Here is a 23,921-nt window from a genome sequence, read left to right on the forward strand (position 1 = left end):
CCTTCCTGCCTTTTGATAGACGACTATCATATATTCCCCTAAGCATCCGTCTCTTCAATGTATACGGTCCAGCCGAATTTTCGTTCCAGCTCGTTTTTGAATCGAGTGGCGGTGGTAATACCTTTAAACGTTCCTGTTCTCAATCGGTATGTTTTACCATCATCAGCGATTCCCTGAACCGCTGGCTCCGGAACATAAGGGACTGAAAAATATTCACATAATCCTCGGGCCAATTCTACAGCGCATTCTTGGCGATACGCTTCACTTCGAAGCAGTTCTGCTTCCCGCCTGTTATCCATGAATCCGCATTCGACTAACACAGTCGGCATGTTTGTATATTTGGCGACATACAGCCAGGATCCGTCTTTGATCCCGCGATCTTTTAATTTTGTTCCTTGGATAAGGTAGCGTTGAAGAATTCGAGCAGCCCGCTTGGATGCCTCGGTTTTACCGGCGTATGTTTCAATCCCTTCAGCCTTTCCCCACATTCCACCTGCAGCATTCGCATGGACGGATAAATAAAAGTCCGCTTTGGCATCATTGGCTCGTTTTACCCGTGTACCAAGCGGTATATCCTCGCCAGTTGGAGCCACTAACAAGATTCGAAAGCCGCATCTTTTTAGCTCCACATATAAAAGAGCGACAACTCGTCGATTGAATTCATTTTCTTTCATTACACTCCCATCAGAAAAAGTTGGTGTCCGCTTCCCTGGTGTATTGATTCCATGTCCGTCATCTAATGCAATCAAATAACTCATAACCGACCTCACTCCTTTGATAAAATGTGTAAATCATGAGCAGTTGCTCATGTTTCATTAATTAAATAGATGAAACGAAAAAGAAAGGAGAGAAAATTGTTAAAAAACTAGATAAAGTAATGGCTTCAATTTAGTTAAACAAGAAACCCCCCAAAAAAACCTCTCTTGAAACAAGAGAGGTTGACATAACGGGCGCTATGAGAAGGAAGATCCTTCAGTTTTTTGTTACAATGAATAACATCCAATATTTTGTACAAAATACAATGGACGCTGATTCATGATAAAACGCAATAAATATACAATCCCAAGCTCTCTTTTATTCACAATTTATACAAGAGGCTTTTGAATTAAAGTAGCGAATTCAAGCTCATGGGAGTTTTTTTGAAGAAGCCAGCGAAGCAGACCTTTTTTCTTTTATTCACGTTCCTCCTGGGCCGCTTCCACTTCCAATAAATAATTGGTACGCACCATCTCATGATAAATTTCTTTCATCCAAATATCAGTATCCCGATTAGCTAGAACTTTCGCTATATATTTGGGTCTTTTCTTGCGATAAACATCAAGAGGAAAAACCGCTGCATACTTATCAATTGCTCCAATGATTTCTAACGTTAATAGTGTTCTTAAGCATTTAGAACATTTACCGCAATTAAATTTATCCTTTGTGCAAACGTTAAGGTATTTATATGACGGCTCAAATTTTGCCACCATACGAGTTTTATCCACCCTAGTATAATTAGCGCAAGATGAAAATAAACTGGTATTTTCAGTAGATAACATGTTCAAATTAAAAATATCACTACATGCTAGAAGCGATTTACTTAATCTGAAATCTTTTATATGAACAGTCGAAGAGTGATAATATACTTTAAATAACTTTTGAAGAGCTAAAACTGCAGACATACTCCTGAGCGTATCTGTTTGCCTGAAGCTCATATGCAATATCTCACTTAAGTTACTGTTTACCATTATTAATTCTTTACCAAGTTCATCGGCACAAGCTTTTGCGATTTTTGTCCTTTCTTCAAAAAGGTTTAACGCCTGTTTACCACCAAAATCTCCGTTTGACCCAACATTAAAAAAAGTAAAATGGGTAATTTTGTATTTTCCAGGGACACCATCTCCCATATGATCACAAATAGTGCTGAAAGAGTCTATTCCACACGACAATCCAGTTCCCACTGCACCAGCATTTGATATCGGTTTTGCCGCAAGCTGATTACACATGACCTTTATCGTCTTGTATCCATGGATCTCAGCGATTACGGGGACGAGATATTTATTTACCGTATAATAAAGTCTTTCAGACATCGGTGATAACACTTTTATATCGTGTCCATTTTTCAATGCATACCATAATAATCCAACTAAAAAGGCATCTGCTCTTTCATTAGTCAGGTATATACTATACTTCTCCTCCACCTCAAACCAAAGAACATCTTTCTGTCCATCAACTTCAAATACTGCCTGCAACCTTACTTCTTTATCGTTTTTTTTAATTTCAGGCTCATATATAATGATCATAACGCCGTATCTCCCATCGCCATATTCAGAAAATGCGAAGTGTTTCATTTTATAAAATATGTGATAGTTGAGCGAAAGGACATAGAATGTTTCGTACATATTTCTTTTTTCTCCTATCCCTCTTCGTAACTTTTAATTGTTTGATACATCGTTTTATCTTTTAACAAATCAAACATAGAAATCATGGATTTAAAATTTGCTTCAATAATCCATACCTTTCCTTTTTGGTCTAATCCTATATCAAAACCTATAGTACGGTATTTAGGATAAAATGTTTCTAGTTGCGTTGCTGCAAGTAGGGCACTCCTATCAATATGAGACAATAAATCTTGAATTTGAAGGTGGATTTGGCACAAAGAAGAATGTTGAATCGCTTCTTCCACCGGCAATATGTTTTGAGCCACATTCGTAATGAAAAAACCTTTTGCTGCCACTTTGGCAAGTTTTCCTGTTACCACCCATGTAGCGGAATTTTTTTTGCGTTGTACCATGACTCGGAGATCAAATGGACAATCGTCAATTGTAGCTAGTGGAATCTTTTGTTGCACAATATAAGGTTTATAATGAAGAAGCTTCTTTAGATCGTTTAAGTTGTTATAAACTTCCTCCCTGCTAGTTAAAGTAATTTTTCTATTTTCAGCATGTATTTCATATAGGTCTTTACCTATAAAGGATACTTGGGTTATACCACGCCCCAGAACGCCTTGGCGGGGTTTAATTATCACATGGTTATATTTATTCATAAGTTCCCATAAAGATTGTTCCGTTAATAATTGGGTTTCTGGTAAATAGTTAAGAAGGGCTTCCTCTTCTTTCATCACTTGGTAATGTTTCCACTTATTCCACTTAGCGCCCATGAAAACATTGCCCCCTTTTCATGTTCATTGGATACTGCTTTATTTCTCCTTCTCGATTTTGCCACTAATCTTCAAGTATTTTCTTGATTATAAGATTCTTTTTCTCAGATCACCCCATCCCTTTTTAAGGTGAATAAGATCATTTTTCCAACTATGGGTATACTAAAGACACCCATAGCTTGAGCTTGCACTCACTTCTTTCTAAATTGGTTATTAATTTAATATGCTGAATCTAACTAAGTTGCTTAGACAAATATAATAACAATAAATAACAAGTATGATTTACATCCTCAATTTCGTTCCTGGATTGCTATCCTTTATTTTTCATTTAGAACATAGTTTTACAAGTTAATATATTGATCGTTTTACTTGTGTATCTGGATTAATGCCGGTATTAAAAAAGGGAAATGACGTAAACTATCTCTAGGTGCATGATAAAAGAGCAGCCAAAAGGTTGCTCTTTGTTATTAACTAGGGTCAATTTGTTGTCCGTTTTTCCCACGGGCATCAGCCGAACTGCTTTCATTAACTGATGGTCTTTTTCGACCTTCGGGAGCTTCAGGATGCTTTAAATCCTTTTTTATCATGTCCGGTAAATATGGATCATCTTTTGTCATGGTTTTCACCTCCATTTACATAATGTGGTGGAATGTTAAAATCCTATACAATCGTATGAGATTCTATTTTATAGAAATGCCCATATATCAACGGTTTTACTCCTTTATATAAGTTGGTTAAGAATCTATATCACACTATTTCATGATAGTGTGTGGTCATGTGGTCAATTCATGTAACCACTTTTTATATTCCAAAAACACAAAGAGACACGGTCTCTGCCGCCTCATCAAAACGATCAGCGCTCCTCCAAATGTCACGCAATTTTGTACGTAGTCATTTTCCTTCACAAACCCCTGATAATCAGTTTGGAAAAAATAATGATAGTAACCAATCCTACTGTGCCAGATGGTATCCGCTCCATTCCAGATGACCAAACGAGTATTATGGAGGCGCAACCGACCTGATAGCGATTCCCCCCTATCGGCTTTCTATGAGCAATGGTTGCCTTTGGGCAGGAAGGGAGTAAATAACTGTTGCAGATATAAAACGAATGAAATTTGAGCTACATGAATCATTCGGTCAATAAAAAAACCCCATCCTAAATGGATTGAGGCGTTTATTCCAGAATAAAACTGTCTCTTTTAAAAAACTTGGTTATTCCATTTTTCTCAACAAAGCGACCGTCCCCGAAAAATACTTGTAAATCATCGAATACGATAACCTCTCCATCACTAATGTATACTAGCACTTTGTTATCCTTGTCAGTGATTACAATATGATCAACTTCTCCATATTCCTCATAGTCAAATTCCAACGTATGTCACCTTCTTTAGGCAATAAAAATAAGAACACCCTTATTTAGTATGTGTTCTTACTCATCCGCTTTTTCATACGATATTTAGCCATTATTTGACTCTTTGATTTTGATTCATTCCAGCTAACAGCTGAACAATTTGATCATCTAACATATCAAAGTTGTCGATCTTTGTCTTAATTCGCGTATAAGCAGCCTCTTGTTTTAATTGCGTTTCCTTCCCGTTTGTCGCTTGGCTCATACGACGGAATGAATCATTTACCCCTGTGAGATTCTATCTTCAACCTTCATCACATTTCCTTCAAAATAAAAAGCCACTCATTACAAGTGACTCCACTTACTCCCCATTCTTTTCTTTATCTTAAAATCTATAAACTTCTTCACATTCTCTGCCTGTTGGCTGATAAAAACAATGAGCCTTGTAACGTCCCACGTGAGGTTGATTATACCATGTTGGAGGACAAGCCCCTGGTGGCTTAAAATACCATAAACTAAATTTTGCAGGCCATAACCGCTCTCCTCTAACAGCTCGACGGGCTAATCTTCTTTCAGGTTCTCTTGCCCTTTGGTAGAAATAACCCTTTATAGTGGCTTCAAAAGCATGTGGTTGAAAAATCATTTGGGGAATGGTACGGATTCCCCTAAAATCGCTGCAATTCGCTCGGATCCGGTTAATACCTACATTCCCAACCATCAGCATGCCTTGTTTCCCTTCTCCCTCAGCTTCAGCCCTAAGTAATCTTGCCAAGAGGTTAATATCTGCTTCCGTATGTCTTACAACCGCCATGATTTCACCTCCATTGTAGTTACCTTTCTATAATATTGCTGTTTGGCTATGGTCATGACAATAAAACTTAGATGAACGAGGTACGGTACTTTTGTAATTTACAATCCCATAATAAAACTCATCGTCTTCGTCAAAACCGAGCTCTACATTGTGACCTTTGTGCTTTTCCGTCGCATAAATGTTATGCCATTCTTCCGCTTCTCTTCTCGTTCTTCTTCCGGATCAGAAAGCCATGGTTTCATGTTCATCACCTCATTTTCTATTGTTTATTTAGAACATAGTTTCATTAAATAATAAAACCACCTATCAAGTAGCTTTCTTGACAGATGGTCTATGATGAGGGGACAGCGAGTATATTGCTGGTGACGGGTTTCCAGTCCATGACCGCATGAATTTAGTTTGCAAACAACAGGATTCGAACCTGTGCCACCCATGAAAGGTCATGCTGCCATTGCATGATCGTACCTGTTTTTGATTTTAAAAAAGTCCCTCATTTTATCCCTTATTTTGTCCCTATTTTTGTCGGGTTTTTATCGGACATTCCACCAAGAAATATGAAAAGTACACAGGAAAACGAGAAATGGTTTATATGATAAAGAATGGACAATCTATCTTTAAATGCTGATTTAAGGAGGGATACTGTTTGTTTAAAAAATTACTTATTGTTATGACCGTACTTGTCCATATGTGTCTGTCAGCTGCGTGTGCTCCCCCAAAAGACGAGCCAGAAAAGAAGAATCAAAACCCAGAAGAACCAAAACAAGCAGATACTAAAAAGGATAGTAACGACCGAGTTAAGATGAGGATGGGTGATGAAAAAAATGACAAAAAGGAAGATGAGGAGAAGTAGAGGCTGTATTTACTTTTGCACTGATTCTCAAATCAGACTTATAAATAATAACGGCACTCACAGATGATTCTGAGCGCCGTCGCAATTTGAAAAATAGTTTGATTTGGTTTAATAATCGTTACCTGTTCTTCAAAGAAAAGAGCTTGTACACCCGCATAAGGAAAACTGTTTTCGATCATGCTCCTAGCCTCTTTCTATATAGTCCATATTTGATTAATTGTTGTTTGACCTCATGTTCAGTTACCTCTTATGATGTAGGACATAGACACAGATATAGCGGAAAAACAAGTTAATAATTTGAGTTTCCTTCGGTCTAACTCATTTTGAAGCAATGTTTCCCTGGAGTATTCCTGCAGTTGACGTTCTACTTCTTCCATGTCCTTATCTCCCTTCGCTTCTTAGCCTTTTATACTTAGGCTAAAGCCGTTTCTTCATAGAGTGGTTTCAGTAAAGGATTCCGCTTTGCTTTTGGACCAATTGTCTTTTTTTCTTTGCGGAAATGGCCAAACATAATTGATGTGGTCAAAATGTGGCCAAACGACCACATTTATCATCCAACCCCCTTGTCTATCAAGGCTCCCGTCTTCTTTTTCCACACATACATAATGTGTGAAGTGAACTAGAAATATACGAAGATAAGCGAATGACTAATATAAGCAGCAGGAGGAAGTGTGAGCCAGCGCTTTCCAGCAAAGGCGTTTTTGAATAAAATCGGGTAGAGAAGCGAAAATAAGACGGAATCGATTGTAAAGGGGGAACATGGATATGCCTACTTGTTGCGAATATTTTCAAGAATCAGGCGGTGACGGCGAGGAGGACAAACTCGCAAGCAGATGTCTAGGGGATCGGGAAGGTTATTGCAAGAGTGAACCTGGATGGCGATTAGTGAGCTATCAAGTGGATGATTGTATAGAGTGCTGCCCTGGTTGTTTAGGTAATTTACTTTCACTAACCGATGAATCCTTGCTTGAGCCAGAGGAAAGAGAACTAATGTAAAAGGAACAACGATTCTATCTGAAAACGAAAGAAGCAATCCAGATAATGGATGGATTGCTTCTTTCGTTTTCGCCTTTCTCTTTTTCATTTCCACTTATCCTTTTTTGACTTGCGATTCAAAACGATTCCCCCACCTTGAAGAATGAATGTTTTAATTCTGCAGAATCGTTTCCTTAACTTTCCCCTTCGTCCGGCAGCAGACTGGTAAATGATTCATAAGCAGACTGCAGGGAAAACGTTCTAGCCTCTGCGTTAAGACCTGAAGTATGTACTTCTCTAATATATTCCCTTGTCTGTTTCAATAGTTCCTCAGTCATCTTTTCCCTGTCCATATGCATATATCACCTATCCTTCAAGTTACTTATATGCATTTAGTATTTCCTGTTCCAGCTCTGAAATTCATGAAACATGCTAAAAATTTTTTTGCATTTTCAAAAGGCATATAAAAATGCGACATATCCCAAAAGTACTTTTTTGTACTTTTGGGATATGTCGCATTTTTGCAGTACATCTTCTTAAAATTACTCCCTTTCCATTTCCGTTACTTCTACGAAATAGCTGCTGTGAATGTAAATTACCTTCCCTTTCCAGATAACGGCTTGAAAGGTGTTATACCCACTGAATGGATACCGCAATTGAAGCGGTGTTCCTGCTGGGATATATACTTTTTGACTTACCTTCACATCTTCACGTGTTGTAAGAATTTTCACTTTTCTTGCACCCCGGATGATATGATTAATTCTTTTGTATTCTATTTTACGCTGTTTCTACTCATCTCGTGTTAGACTATCAACTTAAAAATAGAGATTGTATTTCCTTTTTCTTTTATTTCTTATCAATAAATAAGTCACCCTTCTTGTCACGCGATTATGATTTTTATGAAAGGTCAGAAAAATAAAAATTCAAGTCGAATCCCGGTTTTATCGCATAATCCGCTGCGTTTACATCATTTCAAACTTTATAGAGAGGAAAATGTAAATTTCCGTCAAAGATTATGAATATACCAAAAATGAAAAAGGCGGGATAACATGTTTCAAACAAAAATTGAACCTCGGGTTTCTGAAACTGATGGTGTGGGCCATATTAATAATACAACGATACCAATATGGTTCGAAGCTGGCCGAAACGAGATTTTTAAATTGTTTACACCTGATCATTCCTTTAATAACTGGAAAATGATCATCCTAAAGATGAATGTGGAGTATGTAAGCCAGATTTTCTTTGGAAAAACGGTAGATGTTTATACGTGGGTCAAAAGGATTGGAACTTCAAGTTTGGAACTATATGAAGAAATCCATCAAGACAATATCTTATGTGCAAAAGGTAATGTAACATATGTGAATTATAATATAAAGCTTCAAAAATCAGAGCCAATACCTGATGAAATTAAGAGAGAGTTAGAAAATCACTATTATACAGAATGTTAAGGCATCCCCGCCTTTAGTATTGCATGGATAGAAAGTGCCCCAGTTTTACTTAATTCGACAAAACCATATATTCCTTTTATCTATCATTCGTGTATGATAATGGTTTAAAGGAAAAGATTTCTTTATAATTAAGTATAGACGCTTTTAAAAAAGGAGATGTAAACCATGAATATTACAGTAACAAACGAAGCCTTCCAATGGTATAAAGATGAATTCGACCTACAAAGTGGCGATAAGGTGAAGTTTTTTGTTCGATATGGCGGATGCAGCACAGTTCAAAAAGGGTTTTCACTTGGTGTCGGAAAACAGGAGCCGGTACTGATTGGTGCCCAGGCAGAAATAGAAGGCATTACATTTTACATAGAAGATCAAGATTTGTGGTATTTTGAAAACCGGAACTTGGTCGTTTCATTTGATGAAACAAAAGGTGAACCTGAATTCTCAATTAGTGAATAATAAAGCGCAGAAAGCCCGCTTAAACCGATAGGGCATTGGAGCTTCTGAGAAGGAGTCGCTTTTTGACTCCGCACGAAGAAGGGAAATGACCGTACGGTTTGGCTTTCGGAGCTGGACAATAACGAAAAGCGGAGAAAGCCCGCTTAAACCCTATGCTTTCTTATACATTAAAGAGCCCGCTGCTTTCTTAGCAGCGGGCTCTTTAATGTATTATTCGGCTATAGACTGCTTTTTCGCCTTTTCGTATGCTTGATGCCATGTTGGGTATAGTCTTCGAATGGAAATCGGGCGGAAGTTTTCTTTTTTGACGCATACATGAGAAGAAGTAGCGGTTATTGCGATTTCCCCATTGGGTGTTAAAATTTCATATCCATAGATAACTCTCAAACCATCGTAATGCTCAATCCATGTATGGACGACAGCCGTATCCCCATATCGAAGCGGTTTTTTATACGATACTTGTACATCCGTTACCGGCGAAAGAATGCCGTCTCGCTCCATTTCTGCATAATTAAAGCCAAGCCTTCGAATAAGATCTGTGCGCCCCACTTCCATCCATACTAAGTAATTGGCATGATAAACAACGCCCATTTGGTCCGTTTCAGCGTATCGAACGTCGATCTCTTTTTTTGAGACTAACATGGTATTCCCCCTGTCCTAAAAAAGTTGATTATGTATGTACCATTGCTTATCTTAACATAACTTAACGTTTTTTTCTCTGTAGACTCCCCATGAAAAAACGAAGAAATATCCATATGAAAAGAAAGCTACCATTTCTTTTTCATTAAAAAGATAGCAAAAACCAGGGGTCATTCCCCTGGCTTGGTACTCTTTTTATTCACTGCCGCTAAAAGAAGGCAAGTATATTAGTAAGTTTGTTCGCTTCCTGCATAGCCGCTTTCGCGTGCCTGTGCTTCATCTTGAATTTCATTTCGCATCGCTTGAATGCTCTCTTCGCGGCGTTGGTTTTTCGCTCTGATTTGTTCGCGTTGCTCCTCAGAATCGGAAAATGCCAGGCTATCCTCTGCTTCTTCAATATTTTTGATCGTGTTTTGAACCATTGATTGTAACTTTTCAACGTTATCGCTGCGGTCATCTGGTTTTGGGCGGTTCCATGCCATCATACATTCCTCCTTGCAAAATAATGACCTTACATAAGTAGTATGTGAAGGAACGGGAAGATTATTGTTGGTAATAATTAAAATGAATAACCATAATTTTATTATGTAAACTAAAAAGGATACAAAAGAGAGTGTCCCTTAAAAAGCGCACTTTTTGAGGGACATCCTCCTGCGATGAACTATCATCAAAAATCCAAGAAAATCGAGGGGTTCAGTGACGGTTCATCGTAGAAAACAGATTCCTCTAAAGGCTTTTGAGTCAACCCCTTAGTTATTCACCTTTTGTTTGGATTACTTGAGCATGCTGGCCGGATTTATCCTGCATTTGTTTCCCTTTGTTTCCGCCTGCAGCTCGCGGCTGGGTACCAATATGATTCGGAACGAAATGTTTGCGGCTTCCTTTTGGATTACTCATCGTCCTCGCCTCCTCATCTATACTCTAACCGCTTTCACGCCGGTTTATGTTGGTAGTTTATTCTTCCCTCTATCGACCGCTTTATCACATTCTTTTGGTCCTGCTGCTCCTGCATAACGATTCGGCTGATTGGCAATGATACTAATAACACGACCAGTCAGCCTTGCCAATGCCGTAATCAGGGCTTGTCCGTACATCGGCTTATATGCAAAAAATTGATGATGATCCACAATTTCAGAAATGATTTGTCCCATATCATAAATGCGGTTTTATTTACCTTAATATGCATCCCTTTATCCTTCCCCAATCATTCCAGTACAGAGTCCATACATACAAAATAGAAATTTTGTTGTTGAAACGGTCAGTACCCCCTGGTTTGCTCCCCGCTGCACGATCGCCACCCGTTCGTTAAAGAAGCAGTTCTACCGCACTTTAGTCTTAGTATAATTGGGTACTTTAAGTGGGAAAATAAGTAATAACGCATTAAAATAGACCATGTTGTGTTTGGTTGCTTACTATAAATCAAAATAAAGGGCCCGCCTACAAAGAGGCGAGCCTAATCGTCCCAAAGTGTTTGATTGCGAATAAAATGTACCAGTTTGTCAGCTGATATTCATTTTGGTTTTGCTATCTGATCGTTTTTGCACCAGAACCCCAGTTAAACGGGCATATAAGAAGTTTTTTATTTTCCTTCTTATTGCGTTATTTCTTCTTTTACATTCAGCACTCTTTTTAATTCTTCCGTTAAGATTGGCACAACTTCAAATAAATCTCCTACGATACCATAATCCGCCGCTTCAAAGATTGGTGCTTCTGGATCTTTATTAATTGCCACAATGACTTTTGAATTTGACATGCCGGCTAAATGCTGGATGGCACCGGAAATACCAATCGCAAAGTATAAGTCGGGTGTAACAACCTTTCCAGTTTGCCCGATTTGCAGGGAGTAATCGCAATATTCTGCGTCGCATGCCCCGCGTGATGCCCCTACTGCGCCGCCTAACACATCGGCCAGCTCCTGCAATGGCTTAAATCCTTCTTTGCTCTTTACGCCGCGGCCGCCGGCGATGATGACTTTTGCTTCGGACAAATCAACGCCGCCAGTTGCTTTACGAACAACCTCCTTAATGATTGTACGAAGATTTTTAATATCAACCGTTAAATTGGAGATATCCCCCGTTCTTGTTTCATCTTTCTCAAGTGGTGCAATGTTGTTCGGACGAATGGTCGCAAAGACAATGCCTTCCTTGACTTTCTTTTTCTCAAATGCCTTACCTGAGTAAATCGGTCGTGTAAACACTGCTTCGTCTCCATCTTTTTCAATGGCAATTGCATCTGAAATTAATCCAGCGTTTAGCTTCATTGCAATACGTGGTGATAAATCTTTCCCCATTGCTGTATGACCGAGAATGAACCCTTCTGGCCTTTCCGCATCAATCACTTGAAGCAGCGCTTGTTGATAGGCATCTGTTGTGTAACTCTTAAGGTCAGCATGATTCACGACAACGACACGATCAGCGCCATATTGCAGCAAGCTATTTGCTAAATGATCGACTTTTTCGCCGAGAAGGACACCGACAACTTCGCCGCCGTCTGCCACTTCTTTACCTGCTGCGATTGCCTCAAAAGACACATTACGTAACTCCCCGTCACGAACTTCGCCAACTACCAATACTTTTTTTGCCATCATAATCTCCCCCATTAAATGACTTTTGCTTCAGACATTAGAAGTGATACCAACTCTTTTACTTGACCAGGAACGTCTCCCCCAAGCACTTTTCCAGCTTGTTTTGCTGGCGGAAGGAATATTTGAACGGTGGTTGTCTTTGCTTCTACATCGTCCTCGTCTAACTCAAGTTCATCTAAATCTAACGTTTCAAGAGGCTTTTTCTTTGCCTTCATAATCCCTGGAAGCGATGGATAACGCGGCTCATTCAAACCTTGTTGTGCCGTGATAAGAACAGGCAGTGATACTTCGATCGTTTCTTCGTCCCCTTCTACATCACGGACAATGGTCGCTTTTCCATCGGCAACTTCAAGATTTGTAATCGTTGTCACTTGTGGAATGTCTAAAATTTGCGCAACACGTGGCCCGACTTGTCCAGAACCTCCGTCAACCGCGACATTTCCTCCAAGAATGATGTCATACTCCTGATTTTTCAAATAGGCGGCAAGAAGGGTGGCCGTTGTGAATTGATCAAGCTCATCTATGTCTTCACTATCGATCCGTACCGCTTTATCTGCCCCCATCGCAAGAGCCGTACGAAGTTCTTTTTCCGCTTCTTCTTCCCCAACTGTCACAACCGTTACTTCACCGCCATGCTTATCGCGAAGAACAATGGCTTCTTCAATGGCGTACTCATCGTACGGATTGACAATATACTCAATGCCTTCCTCATTAATTTTACCGTTCTGTATGGAGATCTTTTCTTCTGTGTCGAAGGTTCGCTTTAAAATAACAAAAATCTTCATCTAACTATTCTCCTTTTATAAATGTTATTTTGAAATCATATTTTCTATAAAATAATCGTAGATTAGACTGGATATACAGGGTGCTTCCGCTCAGAGAAGACAACGTACTTTGATGAATACGCCTCAAATCGATTCACTAACTCATCACGTAACGAATTGGCCGGGATGATCCCATCGATAATCATTTCGGAGGCTAGTCGGTATATATCAATATCCTGTTTATATTCCTCCCGCTTTTGTTCAATAAAAGAGGCCCGCTCATTTTCAGGTAACCCGGCAATTTTCTTGGCATACACGGCATTCACCGCAGCCTCCGGTCCCATGACCGCAATTTGAGCTGTAGGCAAGGCGAGACAACAATCCGGTTCAAACGCAGGACCGGCCATGGCATAGAGACCTGCTCCGTATGCTTTACGGACGATAACCGAGATTTTGGGTACACTTGCTTCAGACATAGCGGAAATCATTTTCGCACCATGGCGAATGATTCCTGCCCGTTCTACCTTGGTACCAATCATAAAACCAGGGACATCAACGAGAAACAGAATCGGGATATGAAACGCGTCACAAAGGGTAATAAATTTAGCTGCCTTATCCGCCGTATCATGGAACAAGACACCACCCTTAACCCGTGGCTGATTGGCAATGATTCCGATTGATTTACCGTTCATCCTCGCCAGTCCAGTGATCAATTCGCTCGCAAACAGCTTTTTAATTTCAAAAAACGAACCTTCATCGATGATCCGGTCAATTAGATCATACATGTTAAAAGGGACATTCTGATTGGATGGGATGAGCTCTTCCAACGTTTTCTCGAAGTGTTTGGGTGCCAATGCTTCCTGGACCGGCGGTTTTTCGGAAAAATTAGCAGGAAAATAAGAGAGATAATTTCGGGCCATCGCAATGGCTTCTTCTTCATTTTTAGCCAGTACATCCCCGCATCCTGAAACAGAACAATGCATGCGTGCACCGCCCATCTCTTCCAACGTTACTTTTTCCCCAATAACCATTTCTGCCATCCTCGGAGAACCAAGGTACATCGATGCATTTCCATCCACCATTATGACAATGTCACAAAACGCAGGGATGTAAGCTCCCCCTGCCGCGGACGGACCAAACAAGATGCAGATCTGTGGAACTTTACCCGAAAATTTGACCTGGTTGTAAAAAATCCGGCCAGCCCCACGGCGCCCAGGAAACATTTCTACTTGATCCGTAATACGCGCCCCTGCAGAATCTACAAGGTAGATGAGTGGCACCCTCATTTTTTCTGCCGTTTCTTGCATCCGAATAATCTTCTCTACAGTTCGGGATCCCCAAGAACCGGCCTTTACCGTTGAATCGTTCGCGATTACACAAACAACCTGGCCGTTGATCTTCCCCATCGCCGTTACTACTCCATCAGCCGGAAGGTCCTCGGCTAAGCAGTTTGCAAATAGCGCATCCTCCAGCTCAAAACCCGGATCAAACAATAGCTTTAAACGATCACGAACAAACAGTTTACCCTGCTCTTGATTTTTCTGATGATATTTAGAGGATCCCCCTTTTTGAATCCGTTCAATTCTTTCCTGCAGCATTTGCTGCATGGTTTTCACATCAACTGACATTGTCTTTCCTCCTCTACTAAACTAATTTCTATTATTCTCCAACAAAAACCGGAGATCTTTTTTCCTTGAAAGCTTGCAGCCCTTCTAATCGATCCTTCGTCGGAATGGTCAATTCATAGGCATTTTGCTCAATAGCAAGCCCGGTGCTTAAATCCACATCAAACCCCTTATCGATGGAGAACTTTGCCTGAGTGACTGCAATGGGGCCATTTCGAACGATCTGATTGGCTATATCTAATGCTTTGTCCAGCAAGGATTCAGCCGGCATCACATACTCCACTAACCCAATCTCCCGTGCTTCCCCGGCATCAATCCGTCTGGCAGTGAAAATGAGCTCCTTGGCTCGCCCCTTCCCTACCAATTTCGGCAAACGTTGTGTTCCACCTGCACCCGGAATAATTCCGAGTGAAGTCTCCGTAAGACCAAACTTCGCTGTTTCTGAAGCGATCCTGATGTCACAAGCCAACGCCAATTCCGTTCCCCCTCCAAAAGCGACTCCGTTCACGGCTGCAATGACCGGCTGAGGCAAGGCTTCTAATTCATTAATGTTCCCGCGGATCAAAGAAACTGTCTTACGTACCTGGTTCATGTCCATTTCTGCACGTTCTTTTAAATCTGCCCCTGCACAAAAGGCTTTCTCCCCAGCCCCAGTGATAACCACGCAGCGCACCGACCGATCAAATTTACATGTAACGATCGCTTCTTGAAGTTCTTCCAACATTTGTAATGATAATGAATTGGCAGCTTCCGGGCGATTTAAAGTAATAAGAACAATTCCATTATCCAATGTTGAGACCAACACAGCTTTCCCCATGTTCTTTCCCCCTCCTATATGTATGCCGAATAATCAACCCGGCCTATCCATTCAAGCCGCAGACTTGAAGACTCCGGCTCGGTAAAGGTTTTCCTACCTTATCCTGAATAAAACGGGATGCGGACATCAGCTTTTCCTGATTCAACCCTGTGGTAATTCCCATACTGTTCAGCATGTAAAGAAGATCATCTGTAGCCACATTGCCAGATGCACCGGGTGCATATGGGCATCCTCCTAAACCGCCAAGGGAGGCATCAAATGTGGTAATGCCCATGTCTAACGATACTAAGATGTTAGCCAAGGCTGTTCCACGGGTATCATGAAAGTGTAAAGCTAATTTATTCGCAGGAAAACGCCTTAATAAGGCCTCTAACACGTCTTGTACTTGCTTTGGATTAGCCGCACCGATGGTATCGCCAAGAGACAGTTCCCCAATTCCCATCTCGAACAAAGTTTCCGATACCCTAATAACCTTTTCTATATCAACGATACCTTCATAAGGACACCCGAATACTGTTGAAACATATCCGCGGCTAGACTTTCCTGCCTTTAAGGAATCTTCCACTACTTCTTTTAAAAGAGGAAATGTATTTTCAATTGATTTATTAATATTTTTTTGGTTATGTGTTTCGCTAGCTGACATAAACACAGCGACTTCATCCACATTAGCCTCGAGAGCTTGTTCCAAACCCTTTCGGTTTGGAACAAGAGCTGTATAAGTTACCCCTGGGATTCGCTCAATCCCTTTTGCCACTTCAACAGCATCGGCAAGTGCAGGAATCCATTTTGGATTTACAAAAGAAGTAATTTCAATATATTTCAATCCCGTAAGAGACAGTTGATTAATCCAAGAAATTTTATTCTCCGTTGAAATAAATGCCTGTTCATTTTGCAGTCCGTCTCGCGGCCCTACTTCTTTTATTGTTACGCTGGTTGGAAAATTCGTAAGCATGGTTCCCTCCGCCATCCCTTCTTCATTTGGAATAGTTATTCAAGCTCAACTAATACGTCCCCCTCATTTACAAAATCTCCTTCATTTACTTTTACTTCTTTGACAGTCCCGCCGAAGTCCGCTGCAATTGGAATCTCCATTTTCATCGATTCCAAGATGGCCACATCCTGTCCTGCATCCACCTGATCCCCAACTTTAACGAGAATCTTCCATACATTCCCTGCCATACTTGATAATACTTGATCCATCTTTATTCCTCCTATTTCACGCGGTTCATCGCGGTTCCTTGTTTTTCTTGTAAGTACTTAGCCACAAAGCTGGTTGTCGTATCACCTGAACGGAATGCCGGGTGTGCTGCTACTTCTTGTAACATCGGAATATTCGTTTTAATTCCCTGCACTTCATAATGGGCTAGCGCATCTTGCAGACGATCAATCGCTTCGTCGCGATCCTCGCCTTTTACAACGAGCTTAGCAATCATGGGGTCATAAAAAGGAGTAACGACCGATTGACCATGTACAGCTAATTCATGACGAACTCCAGGACCTTCAGGTAATATTAATTTCGTTATTGTTCCCGGAGATGGGAAAAATGTTTTAGGATCCTCAGCATAGATTCTAACTTCAATCGCATGACCCTCACGTGTAACATCCGCCTGCGTAAAATTCAATGAATCGCCCGCTGCAATCCGAAGCTGCTCTGCAACCAAATCCAATCCGGTAATTTCTTCCGTGACCGGATGTTCCACTTGCAAGCGGGTATTCATTTCAAGAAAGTAGAAATTCTTATCCTCATCAACCAAAAACTCGATCGTACCAGCATTTCGATATCCGATTGATTTAGCCGCCTTTACCGACGCCTCCCCCATCTTGCTGCGAGTGACTTCATCCAGAAACGATGAGGGAGCTTCCTCTACCACTTTCTGATGACGACGCTGTACCGAACATTCACGTTCCCATAAGTAAACTGTATTTCCAAATCCATCAGCCAGGATTTGAACCTCAATATGCCTTGGATTTTCTACGTATTTCTCTATGTACATAGCACCATCACCAAAAAAATTCGTCGCCCGTTTTTGGTTCCCCTCAAACGCCTTTCGAATTTCATCTGCACTGCGAACGATCTGCATCCCGATACCGCCTCCACCTGCTGAAGCTTTGAGCATAACCGGGTAACCCATACGATCGGCTACCTGCACCGCTTCCTCCGCATCAGCTAATGGGTATGTTATACCCGGAACTACTGGAACACCGGCTTCTTCCATCGCTTTCCGCGATTCAATTTTGCTGCCCATGCGGGAAATCACGTCAGGAGAAGGACCGATGAATACAAGCCCCGCCTCCTCACAACGACGAGCAAATTCAGCATTTTCTGAGAGAAGTCCATATCCGGGGTGAATGGCCTCCGCTTCGGATAGTCGGGCGATTTCTAAAATTTTATCAATGTTTAAATAGCTCTCCGCTACTCGCGGACCTCCAATTAAATAAGCCTCATCCGCCATTTTGACATGCGGCGCCTCCGTATCGGCTTCCGAGTAGACTCCAACCGTAAAAATACCCAACGACTTGCACGTTCGCATAACCCGAACTGCGATTTCTCCTCGATTAGCGACCAGAACTTTTTTGAACATACTTTTCCTCCCTTTGCTATACGTTTTTAATTAAAACTTCCCTTTGCACGTTCAGAATCCGATTCGCATCCTCACGAAGCCTAAATTTTTGAATTTTACCGGATGCAGTCATTGGAAATTCGGAACAAAACTCGATATAACGCGGAATCTTGAAGCGGGATATTTTCCCCTCACAATATTCCCGAATTTCCTCAGCTGTCGCGGTCGCCCCTTCTTTCAAACGAATCCACGCCATTACCTCTTCTCCGTATTTCTCGTCCGGAACCCCAATAATCTGGACATCCAACACTTTGGGATGCGTGTACAAGAATTCTTCAATCTCGCGCGGGTAAATATTTTCCCCCCCGCGTATGATCATATCTTTTAAGCGACCTGTAATTTTACAGTATCCGTTCTCGTCCATGACAGCCAGGTCTCCCGTATGCAGCCATCCATCCTGGTCGATTGCATCCTTCGTTGCTTCCGGGTTTTTGTAATAGCCTTTCATTACATGATAACCACGAGTACAAAGCTCGCCTTGAACCCCAAATGGAACCTCTTCGTTTGTCGAAGGATCTACGATTTTCACCTCAACATTCGGTAAGGCACGACCGACGGTGCTTACTCTTAATTCAATCGGATCATTCGTTCGAGTCTGGGTGATACCAGGAGAGGATTCGGTCTGGCCGTAAACAATGGTAATTTCTCTGGCCCCCATCCTTTCTGTAACCGCTATCATAACTTCCGTCGGGCAAGAAGAACCGGCCATGATCCCTGTTCGTAAAGAAGATAAATCAAATTTATCGAAGTCCGGATGATTTAATTCGGCAATAAACATGGTGGGCACTCCGTGCAAAGCGGTACATTTCTCATTCTGTACAGCCTTCAGAACAGACAAAACATCAAATTCCTGAATCGGAACCATGGTTGCACCTACGCTTACACAAGCCATCGTTCCAAGTACACAACCAAAGCAGTGGAAGAAAGGCACCGGTATGCACATGCGATCCTCATAAGTCAAATTCATACAAGATGCTATATTCGCTGCATTATTGACTAAGTTTGTATGTGTGAGCATGACACCTTTAGGAAATCCCGTTGTGCCTGATGTATATTGCATGTTAATCACATCATCCGGGTCAAGGGAAGACATTCTTTCGTCTAGTACATGGCTGCTTACCTCTTCTCCCATTTCTAAAATATCGGACCATAGGAACATCCCCGGATAGCGGTTTTCTCCCAACACGATTACATTCTTTAAGAAAGGCAGTTTCTCTGATTGAAGACAGCCGGGTTCGGATGTTTTTAACTCGGGAATAATCTCATAGATTATGTCAATATAAGAAGTCCCTCGATATGATTCCATCAAAACTAACGTAGTAGAATCGGATTGCTTTAATAGATACTCAAGTTCGGCGGCACGGTAATTTGTATTTACCGTAACGAGAACAGCCCCCATTTTTCCCGTAGCGAATTGACTTGTAACCCATTCTGGGTGATTAGAAGCCCAGATGGCCATATGATCACCCTTTTTAATACCTAACTTCATAAAGCCCTTAGCCACTTGTCCACAAAGATGATCGAACTGCTTATAGGTATAACGAAGGTTTCTATCTGGATAGACAACAGCTTCGTGTTCAGGCCGCTCATTCGCTACTTGTTCCAGCAACTTTCCCAGCGTGATATGCATTACCTCACCCATACAGGAGATCCACCTCTTTAAAATATAATATTCTGTTTTTCTTAACAGCCGACTTCACGTGCAATAACCATTCGTTGTACCTCAGAAGTTCCTTCCCCAATCTCCAAAAGCTTAGCGTCACGGAAGAATCGCTCCACTTGATACTCCTTCATATAACCATAGCCACCATGGATCTGTACGGCTTGATCACAAACTCTCATACACATTTCCGAAGCATATAATTTAGCCATCGCAGCTTCTTTTTTAAATGCTCTTCCTTGATCTTTCAACCATGCTGCTTTGTAAACCATGTTGCGAGCTAATTCAATATACATAGCCATGTCGGCCAGCTTAAATTGAATGGCTTGAAATGCAGATAAGCTCTTACCAAATTGTTTTCTTTCTTTTGCATACTGAAGCGATTTTTCATAAGCTCCTTGAGCAATCCCAACAGCCATCGCCCCGATCCCAATTCTTCCTCCGTCAAGAGTAGCCAAAAATTGCTTAAACCCATTTCCTTCTGCACCAAGGAGATTTTCTCTGGGAACGCTTACATTTTCCAAAACTAACTCCGTTGTATTTGAAGCGTGAAGACCCATCTTTTCATAATTATTAATCACAGTAAATCCCGGCGCATCAGTAGGTACAATAAACGCACTAATTCCATTCGTTCCTTTTGAACGATCCGTTACGGCAGTGATTGCGACATTTTTAGCATAGCTTGCATTGGTAATGAAACATTTAGAACCAGAAATCACCCACTGATCCCCATCAAGAATCGCTGTCGTTTGTGTTCCTCCTGCGTCAGAACCAGCATTCGGTTCAGTCAGGCCAAAAGCGCCCAAGTACTCCCCTGTACAAAGTGGAGTTAAATATTTCTGCTTTTGTTCATGCGTACCAAATAAATGGATAGGTGCTCCCCCTAAAGAAATATGCGCCGAATAGGTGATACCTGTAGATCCGCACACTCGACTTAACTCTTCTACAACAATAGCAAAGCTGATTGTATCTGCCTCACCACCACCATATTGTTCAGGAAAAGGAAGACCCATTACCCCTATCTCCGCCAATTTATCGAATATCTCCTTTGGAAATTCGCCCGTACGATCCCTTTGATCTGCGCCTGGAGCGACTTCGGCTTCCGCAAAATCGCGAATCAATTTACGTATCATGGCTTGTTCTTTCGTTAAATCAAAATGCATCCATCTTCAATCCTTTCTTTTATCATTTTTCGGAAATCGATTGAGCGATTATTCTACATCAGAAAAATGAGATTAATTCGATTGGACTACTTGGTTAAACAAAAATGTACATCCCAAATTTTCCGATGAGAATCTGATGAAGAACTTATTTCTTTATCTTTAAAATTTTCTTACAATTCGATTATAACAATTAGAGGATAGAATACCATGTTCATCCTCATGAAAATCAACAGAAAAAATTTGTGGTTTTTACACAAAAAATGACCGTTAAATAAATTATTATATTTTGCTTTTAGCATAATCCTACATGTTTCTAGTTGCATATTTCTTGAATTCTATTAACATAGTTATTATAGAAAACGTTTTCGTGTTATCGAATGATATAGATACCGATAACAGAATTCTATATTAAACATATTTTATCGGTAGATAAGGATGATTAAAAATGAAAGAAACTTTAACTCACCGCCAACTTCAGTCTTTAATCCATGTTTCCAACGTATTAAATACATCATTAGATATCGATACCATTATTGATTCGATTATGATTGAAACTATTTCTGTCGTAGATGCCGCGGGCGGCGGATCTTTATGGCTATATGATACCAACCAGAACTGTATTATCGCTAAATCAGCTCAAGGTTTATTTTATCCGCAGATTTTTAGACAAATTCGACTAAAAGCCGGTGAATCCATGACCGGTATGACCTTTGCTGCAAGAGAATGCCGCATTTTTCCTAATGAGGAAGAAATAAAAAAAGCTCTGACAACTTTATCCGCACACAATTATGATTTATTAAAAAGGTCTATTCCAAACAATTTTAAATTTACATCCGTGATTTGCTCTCCCATTCTGCTGAAAGGTGACTGCATCGGGGTTATTACTTTGGACTCTTTTCAACAATCTTTACACTTCAAGCAAGAAGATATTAATCTTTTGAAAGCGATTTGCCATCAGGCTGCCGTAGCTTTAGAGAAATCCAGCCTTTACCGGGAAAAGGAGAAAACCGTGCGCAAGCTTTCCCATTCTATTGAGATACACAGGAGCTTAGCCAATCTTGTTCTGCAGGGGGAAGGTCTTCATTCAATCATTAAATATATACATCAAACGATCGGTCAGCACACTCTTCTATTCGATGATTTAGGGGAACTTATTGCTTCAGCCTATGATTCTTCCCTTTCTGATGAAATTCTCAATTTTATTAAACAACAGGCCAAACATATCATCGGGTCACTTGAAAATTCTCGCTCTGTTACAGAAATTGAGATAGATGGAGAGCTCTATCAATTGGTGGCATTATCCCTTGGATCAAAACCTAAATTTCTTGGCATATTAATAATCCTTTCCACCCAAAAAATGAGTGAAGTGGATATCGCTGCCCTCGAACATGCTTGTACCGTCATTTCTCTTGAACTAGTCAAAGAACAGGCCGTATTTGATACCCAACAAAGACTGAAGGGAGAATTGGTCACTAAGCTTTTTTCAGGACAAATGGATGAAACGCTTATTCAAAAGGCAAAGAATTTGAATTTTGACCCCACTCGGAACTATGTTGCCATTATTATTAATTTTGGCGATATCCCGAATAAGCAGAAAAACCTTGGAGATAGCATGATGAGGAATGTCATACAAATTGCTAACCAAGTGTTCCTTGAAAAACATCCACAAGGCATGGCAGTAAGAAATGAGAATCAAATCGTGGTCCTTCTCTCCTTTCATTCAAAGGCATCTTCATCTAACATTATCTCTCAAATAAAAGAGCTGGCGGGATGGTTCCAGGAGGAGATTCACTCAAAAAATTACGAAACAGAAGTTACCGTTGGCATTGGGAGGGTTAAACCAGGATTGCTTTATGTTCATAAGTCATTGCAAGAAGCTACAAAGTGCTTAAAATTTATCCAAAGCTATAATTTTGAAAATAAAGTACTCAGTTATACAGATCTTGGTGTCCAGAGATTCATACTGCAAAATCCCGAAGAAGAATTGATAGATTATATCCATGAAGTGTTGGGCCCCCTCATTGAATATGAGCATTCGCGAAAAGGAGAACTTTTAATGACTCTTTTTGTTTATTTAGAACGGAATCAAAATGTGAAGAAGGCTGCGGATGCCTTACATATCCATACTAACACCTTGAACTACCGTTTAAAGCGAATTGAAGAAATTCTCTTAATCAACCTGACGGATAGTAAACAATTATTCAATATTCATTTAGCGATAAGTATATATCAGTATATAAAAAATAAAGCTTCATTACCCCAAAATTAAAAGCTGGATCTGTATCTATATGAGGCCAGATAGTTCCAAAAGAATTAAGAGTGTGGTCAAAATTGTGGTCATGCGGTCAATTCCGTGTTCAAACAAAAGGGGCTGACTCAAAAATATATTTTTCTGTGATGGGCCGTCACCGCCATGCTAGATTTTCCTGGATTTTTATGACGGTCCATCGCAGGAGGGTGTGCCAAAAGTATGTTACTTCAGTTTATCATTTAAAACGCTCTCCTCTAAGACAGCAAATTTATCACCATATACTTTGGTAATATGTTTTTCTCCCCATGCACATAAAGAGTCTAAAATATTTTGTAAACTCCATCCATATTCACTGAGCTCATATTCCACTTTTGGAGGAACTTGATTATGAACAATACGATTAATCACTCCATCTTCTTCTAACTCGCGTAATTGTTGGGTTAACATTTTTTGTGTAATGCCCGGCATAAGGCGTTTCAGTTCACTTGTACGTTTTTTGCCGTGTGTTAGATGGCAAAGAATAACGCATTTCCATTTTCCCCCTATTACTTCCAGTGTTGCTTCAACGGAAATATTGTACTTCTTTTTCTGCATATTCTTCCTCCTCATCGATAGGTACAAAAAAGTACCTATCGAACTTTTTAGTACCTATAGCACTTAAAAGTGCGTACTTTTCTTTGTGACCCATATATCTCATAATAACATTTGCCGGCTGATTTTCACCATACTCTTTTAATTATATAGTTTGCTTGAAAAGATTGAATAATACA

Annotated in this window: 29 protein-coding genes; 5 read left to right on the forward strand and 24 right to left on the reverse strand. The window is 40.4% G+C overall.

Annotation, left to right across the window (positions count from 1 at the left end; genetic code table 11):
• Positions 1 to 38: 38 nt before the first annotated feature.
• The 7 genes from ACFOU2_RS21965 to ACFOU2_RS21995 all read right to left on the reverse strand — a co-directional run bounded on the left by ACFOU2_RS21965 (position 39) and on the right by ACFOU2_RS21995 (position 5,298).
• A complete protein-coding gene (locus ACFOU2_RS21965; protein ID WP_377918410.1) occupies positions 39 to 758 on the reverse strand; it encodes an N-acetylmuramoyl-L-alanine amidase family protein in 720 nt (239 codons plus the stop codon).
• A 414-nt stretch (positions 759 to 1,172) separates the two neighbouring features.
• Positions 1,173 to 2,381 (reverse strand): hypothetical protein, encoded by a 1,209-nt coding sequence (locus ACFOU2_RS21970; RefSeq protein ID WP_377918411.1) that lies wholly within the window; start codon positions 2,379 to 2,381, stop codon positions 1,173 to 1,175.
• A gap of 14 nt (positions 2,382 to 2,395) precedes the next feature.
• A complete protein-coding gene (locus ACFOU2_RS21975) occupies positions 2,396 to 3,139 on the reverse strand; it encodes a YheC/YheD family protein (protein WP_377918412.1) in 744 nt (247 codons plus the stop codon).
• Positions 3,140 to 3,606: 467 nt separating this feature from the next.
• Complete coding sequence (locus tag ACFOU2_RS21980) at positions 3,607 to 3,756, reverse strand: hypothetical protein (protein WP_377918413.1); 150 nt, start codon at positions 3,754 to 3,756, stop codon at positions 3,607 to 3,609.
• Between the two features lie 557 nt (positions 3,757 to 4,313).
• Entirely contained in the window at positions 4,314 to 4,511 is a 198-nt protein-coding gene (locus ACFOU2_RS21985; RefSeq protein ID WP_377918414.1) for a hypothetical protein, read from the reverse strand.
• Between the two features lie 91 nt (positions 4,512 to 4,602).
• Entirely contained in the window at positions 4,603 to 4,752 is a 150-nt protein-coding gene (locus tag ACFOU2_RS21990) for a hypothetical protein (protein WP_377918415.1), read from the reverse strand.
• A 120-nt stretch (positions 4,753 to 4,872) separates the two neighbouring features.
• Complete coding sequence (locus tag ACFOU2_RS21995) at positions 4,873 to 5,298, reverse strand: cell wall hydrolase (protein ID WP_377918416.1); 426 nt, start codon at positions 5,296 to 5,298, stop codon at positions 4,873 to 4,875.
• Between the two features lie 643 nt (positions 5,299 to 5,941).
• Between ACFOU2_RS21995 and ACFOU2_RS22000 the strand changes: the two genes are divergently transcribed.
• The gene (locus tag ACFOU2_RS22000; protein ID WP_377918417.1) at positions 5,942 to 6,148 is read left to right on the forward strand and encodes a hypothetical protein; all 207 of its coding nucleotides are present in this window, start codon (positions 5,942 to 5,944) and stop codon (positions 6,146 to 6,148) included.
• 38 nt (positions 6,149 to 6,186) lie between these two features.
• Here ACFOU2_RS22000 and ACFOU2_RS22005 read toward each other — a convergent pair whose 3' ends face one another.
• Entirely contained in the window at positions 6,187 to 6,327 is a 141-nt protein-coding gene (locus ACFOU2_RS22005; RefSeq protein WP_377918418.1) for a hypothetical protein, read from the reverse strand.
• Positions 6,328 to 6,913: 586 nt separating this feature from the next.
• Between ACFOU2_RS22005 and ACFOU2_RS22010 the strand changes: the two genes are divergently transcribed.
• A complete protein-coding gene (locus tag ACFOU2_RS22010; protein ID WP_377918419.1) occupies positions 6,914 to 7,144 on the forward strand; it encodes a hypothetical protein in 231 nt (76 codons plus the stop codon).
• A 173-nt stretch (positions 7,145 to 7,317) separates the two neighbouring features.
• Here the strand turns inward: ACFOU2_RS22010 and ACFOU2_RS22015 are convergent, their stop codons facing one another.
• Together ACFOU2_RS22015 and ACFOU2_RS22020 are read right to left on the reverse strand one after the other, a co-directional pair.
• Positions 7,318 to 7,476, reverse strand: a complete 159-nt coding sequence (locus ACFOU2_RS22015) for a hypothetical protein (RefSeq protein ID WP_377918420.1) — start codon at positions 7,474 to 7,476, stop codon at positions 7,318 to 7,320.
• 189 nt (positions 7,477 to 7,665) lie between these two features.
• Positions 7,666 to 7,854 (reverse strand): hypothetical protein, encoded by a 189-nt coding sequence (locus ACFOU2_RS22020; protein WP_377918421.1) that lies wholly within the window; start codon positions 7,852 to 7,854, stop codon positions 7,666 to 7,668.
• A 318-nt stretch (positions 7,855 to 8,172) separates the two neighbouring features.
• Here ACFOU2_RS22020 and ACFOU2_RS22025 point away from each other — a divergent pair, with 318 nt between their 5' ends.
• Positions 8,173 to 8,571 carry an acyl-CoA thioesterase gene (locus tag ACFOU2_RS22025; protein WP_377918422.1) on the forward strand — a complete coding sequence of 133 codons (399 nt, stop codon included), beginning with the start codon at positions 8,173 to 8,175 and terminating at the stop codon, positions 8,569 to 8,571.
• Positions 8,572 to 8,736: 165 nt separating this feature from the next.
• A complete protein-coding gene (locus ACFOU2_RS22030) occupies positions 8,737 to 9,027 on the forward strand; it encodes a HesB/YadR/YfhF family protein (RefSeq protein ID WP_377918423.1) in 291 nt (96 codons plus the stop codon).
• A gap of 210 nt (positions 9,028 to 9,237) precedes the next feature.
• Here the strand turns inward: ACFOU2_RS22030 and ACFOU2_RS22035 are convergent, their stop codons facing one another.
• From ACFOU2_RS22035 to ACFOU2_RS22095, 13 genes are all read right to left on the reverse strand, one after another.
• On the reverse strand, positions 9,238 to 9,669 hold the full coding sequence (locus tag ACFOU2_RS22035; protein ID WP_377918424.1) for an acyl-CoA thioesterase: 432 nt from the start codon (positions 9,667 to 9,669) through the stop codon (positions 9,238 to 9,240).
• A 224-nt stretch (positions 9,670 to 9,893) separates the two neighbouring features.
• On the reverse strand, positions 9,894 to 10,148 hold the full coding sequence (gene tlp / locus ACFOU2_RS22040) for a small acid-soluble spore protein Tlp (RefSeq protein ID WP_377918425.1): 255 nt from the start codon (positions 10,146 to 10,148) through the stop codon (positions 9,894 to 9,896).
• Between the two features lie 271 nt (positions 10,149 to 10,419).
• The gene (locus ACFOU2_RS22045) at positions 10,420 to 10,563 is read right to left on the reverse strand and encodes an acid-soluble spore protein N (RefSeq protein WP_377918426.1); all 144 of its coding nucleotides are present in this window, start codon (positions 10,561 to 10,563) and stop codon (positions 10,420 to 10,422) included.
• A 44-nt stretch (positions 10,564 to 10,607) separates the two neighbouring features.
• Positions 10,608 to 10,817 carry a carboxyl transferase domain-containing protein gene (locus tag ACFOU2_RS22050; RefSeq protein WP_377918427.1) on the reverse strand — a complete coding sequence of 70 codons (210 nt, stop codon included), beginning with the start codon at positions 10,815 to 10,817 and terminating at the stop codon, positions 10,608 to 10,610.
• 440 nt (positions 10,818 to 11,257) lie between these two features.
• Complete coding sequence (locus tag ACFOU2_RS22055; protein WP_377918428.1) at positions 11,258 to 12,250, reverse strand: electron transfer flavoprotein subunit alpha/FixB family protein; 993 nt, start codon at positions 12,248 to 12,250, stop codon at positions 11,258 to 11,260.
• A gap of 14 nt (positions 12,251 to 12,264) precedes the next feature.
• Positions 12,265 to 13,035, reverse strand: coding sequence for an electron transfer flavoprotein subunit beta/FixA family protein (locus ACFOU2_RS22060; protein ID WP_377918429.1), 771 nt, complete (start codon positions 13,033 to 13,035; stop codon positions 12,265 to 12,267).
• A 62-nt stretch (positions 13,036 to 13,097) separates the two neighbouring features.
• A complete protein-coding gene (locus ACFOU2_RS22065; RefSeq protein ID WP_377918702.1) occupies positions 13,098 to 14,621 on the reverse strand; it encodes an acyl-CoA carboxylase subunit beta in 1,524 nt (507 codons plus the stop codon).
• A gap of 52 nt (positions 14,622 to 14,673) precedes the next feature.
• Entirely contained in the window at positions 14,674 to 15,456 is a 783-nt protein-coding gene (locus ACFOU2_RS22070) for an enoyl-CoA hydratase (protein ID WP_377918430.1), read from the reverse strand.
• Between the two features lie 43 nt (positions 15,457 to 15,499).
• Positions 15,500 to 16,408, reverse strand: a complete 909-nt coding sequence (locus ACFOU2_RS22075) for a hydroxymethylglutaryl-CoA lyase (protein ID WP_377918431.1) — start codon at positions 16,406 to 16,408, stop codon at positions 15,500 to 15,502.
• 35 nt (positions 16,409 to 16,443) lie between these two features.
• Positions 16,444 to 16,656, reverse strand: a complete 213-nt coding sequence (locus ACFOU2_RS22080; RefSeq protein WP_377918432.1) for an acetyl-CoA carboxylase biotin carboxyl carrier protein subunit — start codon at positions 16,654 to 16,656, stop codon at positions 16,444 to 16,446.
• 11 nt (positions 16,657 to 16,667) lie between these two features.
• Complete coding sequence (locus ACFOU2_RS22085; RefSeq protein WP_377918433.1) at positions 16,668 to 18,038, reverse strand: acetyl-CoA carboxylase biotin carboxylase subunit; 1,371 nt, start codon at positions 18,036 to 18,038, stop codon at positions 16,668 to 16,670.
• Between the two features lie 16 nt (positions 18,039 to 18,054).
• Positions 18,055 to 19,719: an AMP-binding protein gene (locus ACFOU2_RS22090; protein WP_377918434.1), complete on the reverse strand. Its 1,665-nt coding sequence runs from the start codon at positions 19,717 to 19,719 to the stop codon at positions 18,055 to 18,057.
• A gap of 41 nt (positions 19,720 to 19,760) precedes the next feature.
• Entirely contained in the window at positions 19,761 to 20,900 is a 1,140-nt protein-coding gene (locus tag ACFOU2_RS22095; RefSeq protein ID WP_377918435.1) for an acyl-CoA dehydrogenase, read from the reverse strand.
• A gap of 445 nt (positions 20,901 to 21,345) precedes the next feature.
• Between ACFOU2_RS22095 and ACFOU2_RS22100 the strand changes: the two genes are divergently transcribed.
• Complete coding sequence (locus tag ACFOU2_RS22100; protein WP_377918436.1) at positions 21,346 to 23,169, forward strand: helix-turn-helix domain-containing protein; 1,824 nt, start codon at positions 21,346 to 21,348, stop codon at positions 23,167 to 23,169.
• A gap of 204 nt (positions 23,170 to 23,373) precedes the next feature.
• On the opposite strand, the gene ACFOU2_RS22105 is transcribed toward ACFOU2_RS22100, so the two are convergent.
• Positions 23,374 to 23,745 (reverse strand): winged helix-turn-helix transcriptional regulator, encoded by a 372-nt coding sequence (locus ACFOU2_RS22105; protein ID WP_377918437.1) that lies wholly within the window; start codon positions 23,743 to 23,745, stop codon positions 23,374 to 23,376.
• Positions 23,746 to 23,921 lie beyond the last annotated feature (176 nt).

The organism is Bacillus songklensis, from assembly GCF_042649685.1.
Lineage (GTDB): Bacteria > Bacillota > Bacilli > Bacillales > Bacillaceae_H > Bacillus_BA > Bacillus_BA songklensis.

What these genes read in the sequence shown, in the direction of transcription:
- ACFOU2_RS22075 (WP_377918431.1), bottom strand. Translation starts at nt 16,408, where the DNA reads ATGCTTACGAATTTTCCAACCAGCGTAACAATAAAAGAAGTAGGGCCG.
- ACFOU2_RS22050 (WP_377918427.1), bottom strand. Translation starts at nt 10,817, where the DNA reads ATGGGACAAATCATTTCTGAAATTGTGGATCATCATCAATTTTTTGCA.
- ACFOU2_RS22065 (WP_377918702.1), bottom strand. Translation starts at nt 14,621, where the DNA reads ATGCAGCAAATGCTGCAGGAAAGAATTGAACGGATTCAAAAAGGGGGA.
- ACFOU2_RS22045 (WP_377918426.1), bottom strand. Translation starts at nt 10,563, where the DNA reads ATGAGTAATCCAAAAGGAAGCCGCAAACATTTCGTTCCGAATCATATT.
- ACFOU2_RS22010 (WP_377918419.1), top strand. Translation starts at nt 6,914, where the DNA reads ATGCCTACTTGTTGCGAATATTTTCAAGAATCAGGCGGTGACGGCGAG.
- ACFOU2_RS22105 (WP_377918437.1), bottom strand. Translation starts at nt 23,745, where the DNA reads ATGCAGAAAAAGAAGTACAATATTTCCGTTGAAGCAACACTGGAAGTA.
- ACFOU2_RS22035 (WP_377918424.1), bottom strand. Translation starts at nt 9,669, where the DNA reads ATGTTAGTCTCAAAAAAAGAGATCGACGTTCGATACGCTGAAACGGAC.
- ACFOU2_RS22005 (WP_377918418.1), bottom strand. Translation starts at nt 6,327, where the DNA reads ATGATCGAAAACAGTTTTCCTTATGCGGGTGTACAAGCTCTTTTCTTT.
- ACFOU2_RS22090 (WP_377918434.1), bottom strand. Translation starts at nt 19,719, where the DNA reads ATGGGTGAGGTAATGCATATCACGCTGGGAAAGTTGCTGGAACAAGTA.
- ACFOU2_RS22070 (WP_377918430.1), bottom strand. Translation starts at nt 15,456, where the DNA reads ATGGGGAAAGCTGTGTTGGTCTCAACATTGGATAATGGAATTGTTCTT.
- ACFOU2_RS21980 (WP_377918413.1), bottom strand. Translation starts at nt 3,756, where the DNA reads ATGACAAAAGATGATCCATATTTACCGGACATGATAAAAAAGGATTTA.
- ACFOU2_RS22055 (WP_377918428.1), bottom strand. Translation starts at nt 12,250, where the DNA reads ATGGCAAAAAAAGTATTGGTAGTTGGCGAAGTTCGTGACGGGGAGTTA.
- ACFOU2_RS21975 (WP_377918412.1), bottom strand. Translation starts at nt 3,139, where the DNA reads ATGGGCGCTAAGTGGAATAAGTGGAAACATTACCAAGTGATGAAAGAA.
- ACFOU2_RS22060 (WP_377918429.1), bottom strand. Translation starts at nt 13,035, where the DNA reads ATGAAGATTTTTGTTATTTTAAAGCGAACCTTCGACACAGAAGAAAAG.
- ACFOU2_RS21990 (WP_377918415.1), bottom strand. Translation starts at nt 4,752, where the DNA reads ATGAGCCAAGCGACAAACGGGAAGGAAACGCAATTAAAACAAGAGGCT.
- ACFOU2_RS22025 (WP_377918422.1), top strand. Translation starts at nt 8,173, where the DNA reads ATGTTTCAAACAAAAATTGAACCTCGGGTTTCTGAAACTGATGGTGTG.
- ACFOU2_RS22100 (WP_377918436.1), top strand. Translation starts at nt 21,346, where the DNA reads ATGAAAGAAACTTTAACTCACCGCCAACTTCAGTCTTTAATCCATGTT.
- ACFOU2_RS22085 (WP_377918433.1), bottom strand. Translation starts at nt 18,038, where the DNA reads ATGTTCAAAAAAGTTCTGGTCGCTAATCGAGGAGAAATCGCAGTTCGG.
- ACFOU2_RS21965 (WP_377918410.1), bottom strand. Translation starts at nt 758, where the DNA reads ATGAGTTATTTGATTGCATTAGATGACGGACATGGAATCAATACACCA.
- ACFOU2_RS21995 (WP_377918416.1), bottom strand. Translation starts at nt 5,298, where the DNA reads ATGGCGGTTGTAAGACATACGGAAGCAGATATTAACCTCTTGGCAAGA.
- tlp (WP_377918425.1), bottom strand. Translation starts at nt 10,148, where the DNA reads ATGGCATGGAACCGCCCAAAACCAGATGACCGCAGCGATAACGTTGAA.
- ACFOU2_RS22030 (WP_377918423.1), top strand. Translation starts at nt 8,737, where the DNA reads ATGAATATTACAGTAACAAACGAAGCCTTCCAATGGTATAAAGATGAA.
- ACFOU2_RS22095 (WP_377918435.1), bottom strand. Translation starts at nt 20,900, where the DNA reads ATGCATTTTGATTTAACGAAAGAACAAGCCATGATACGTAAATTGATT.
- ACFOU2_RS22015 (WP_377918420.1), bottom strand. Translation starts at nt 7,476, where the DNA reads ATGGACAGGGAAAAGATGACTGAGGAACTATTGAAACAGACAAGGGAA.
- ACFOU2_RS21970 (WP_377918411.1), bottom strand. Translation starts at nt 2,381, where the DNA reads ATGTACGAAACATTCTATGTCCTTTCGCTCAACTATCACATATTTTAT.
- ACFOU2_RS22080 (WP_377918432.1), bottom strand. Translation starts at nt 16,656, where the DNA reads ATGGATCAAGTATTATCAAGTATGGCAGGGAATGTATGGAAGATTCTC.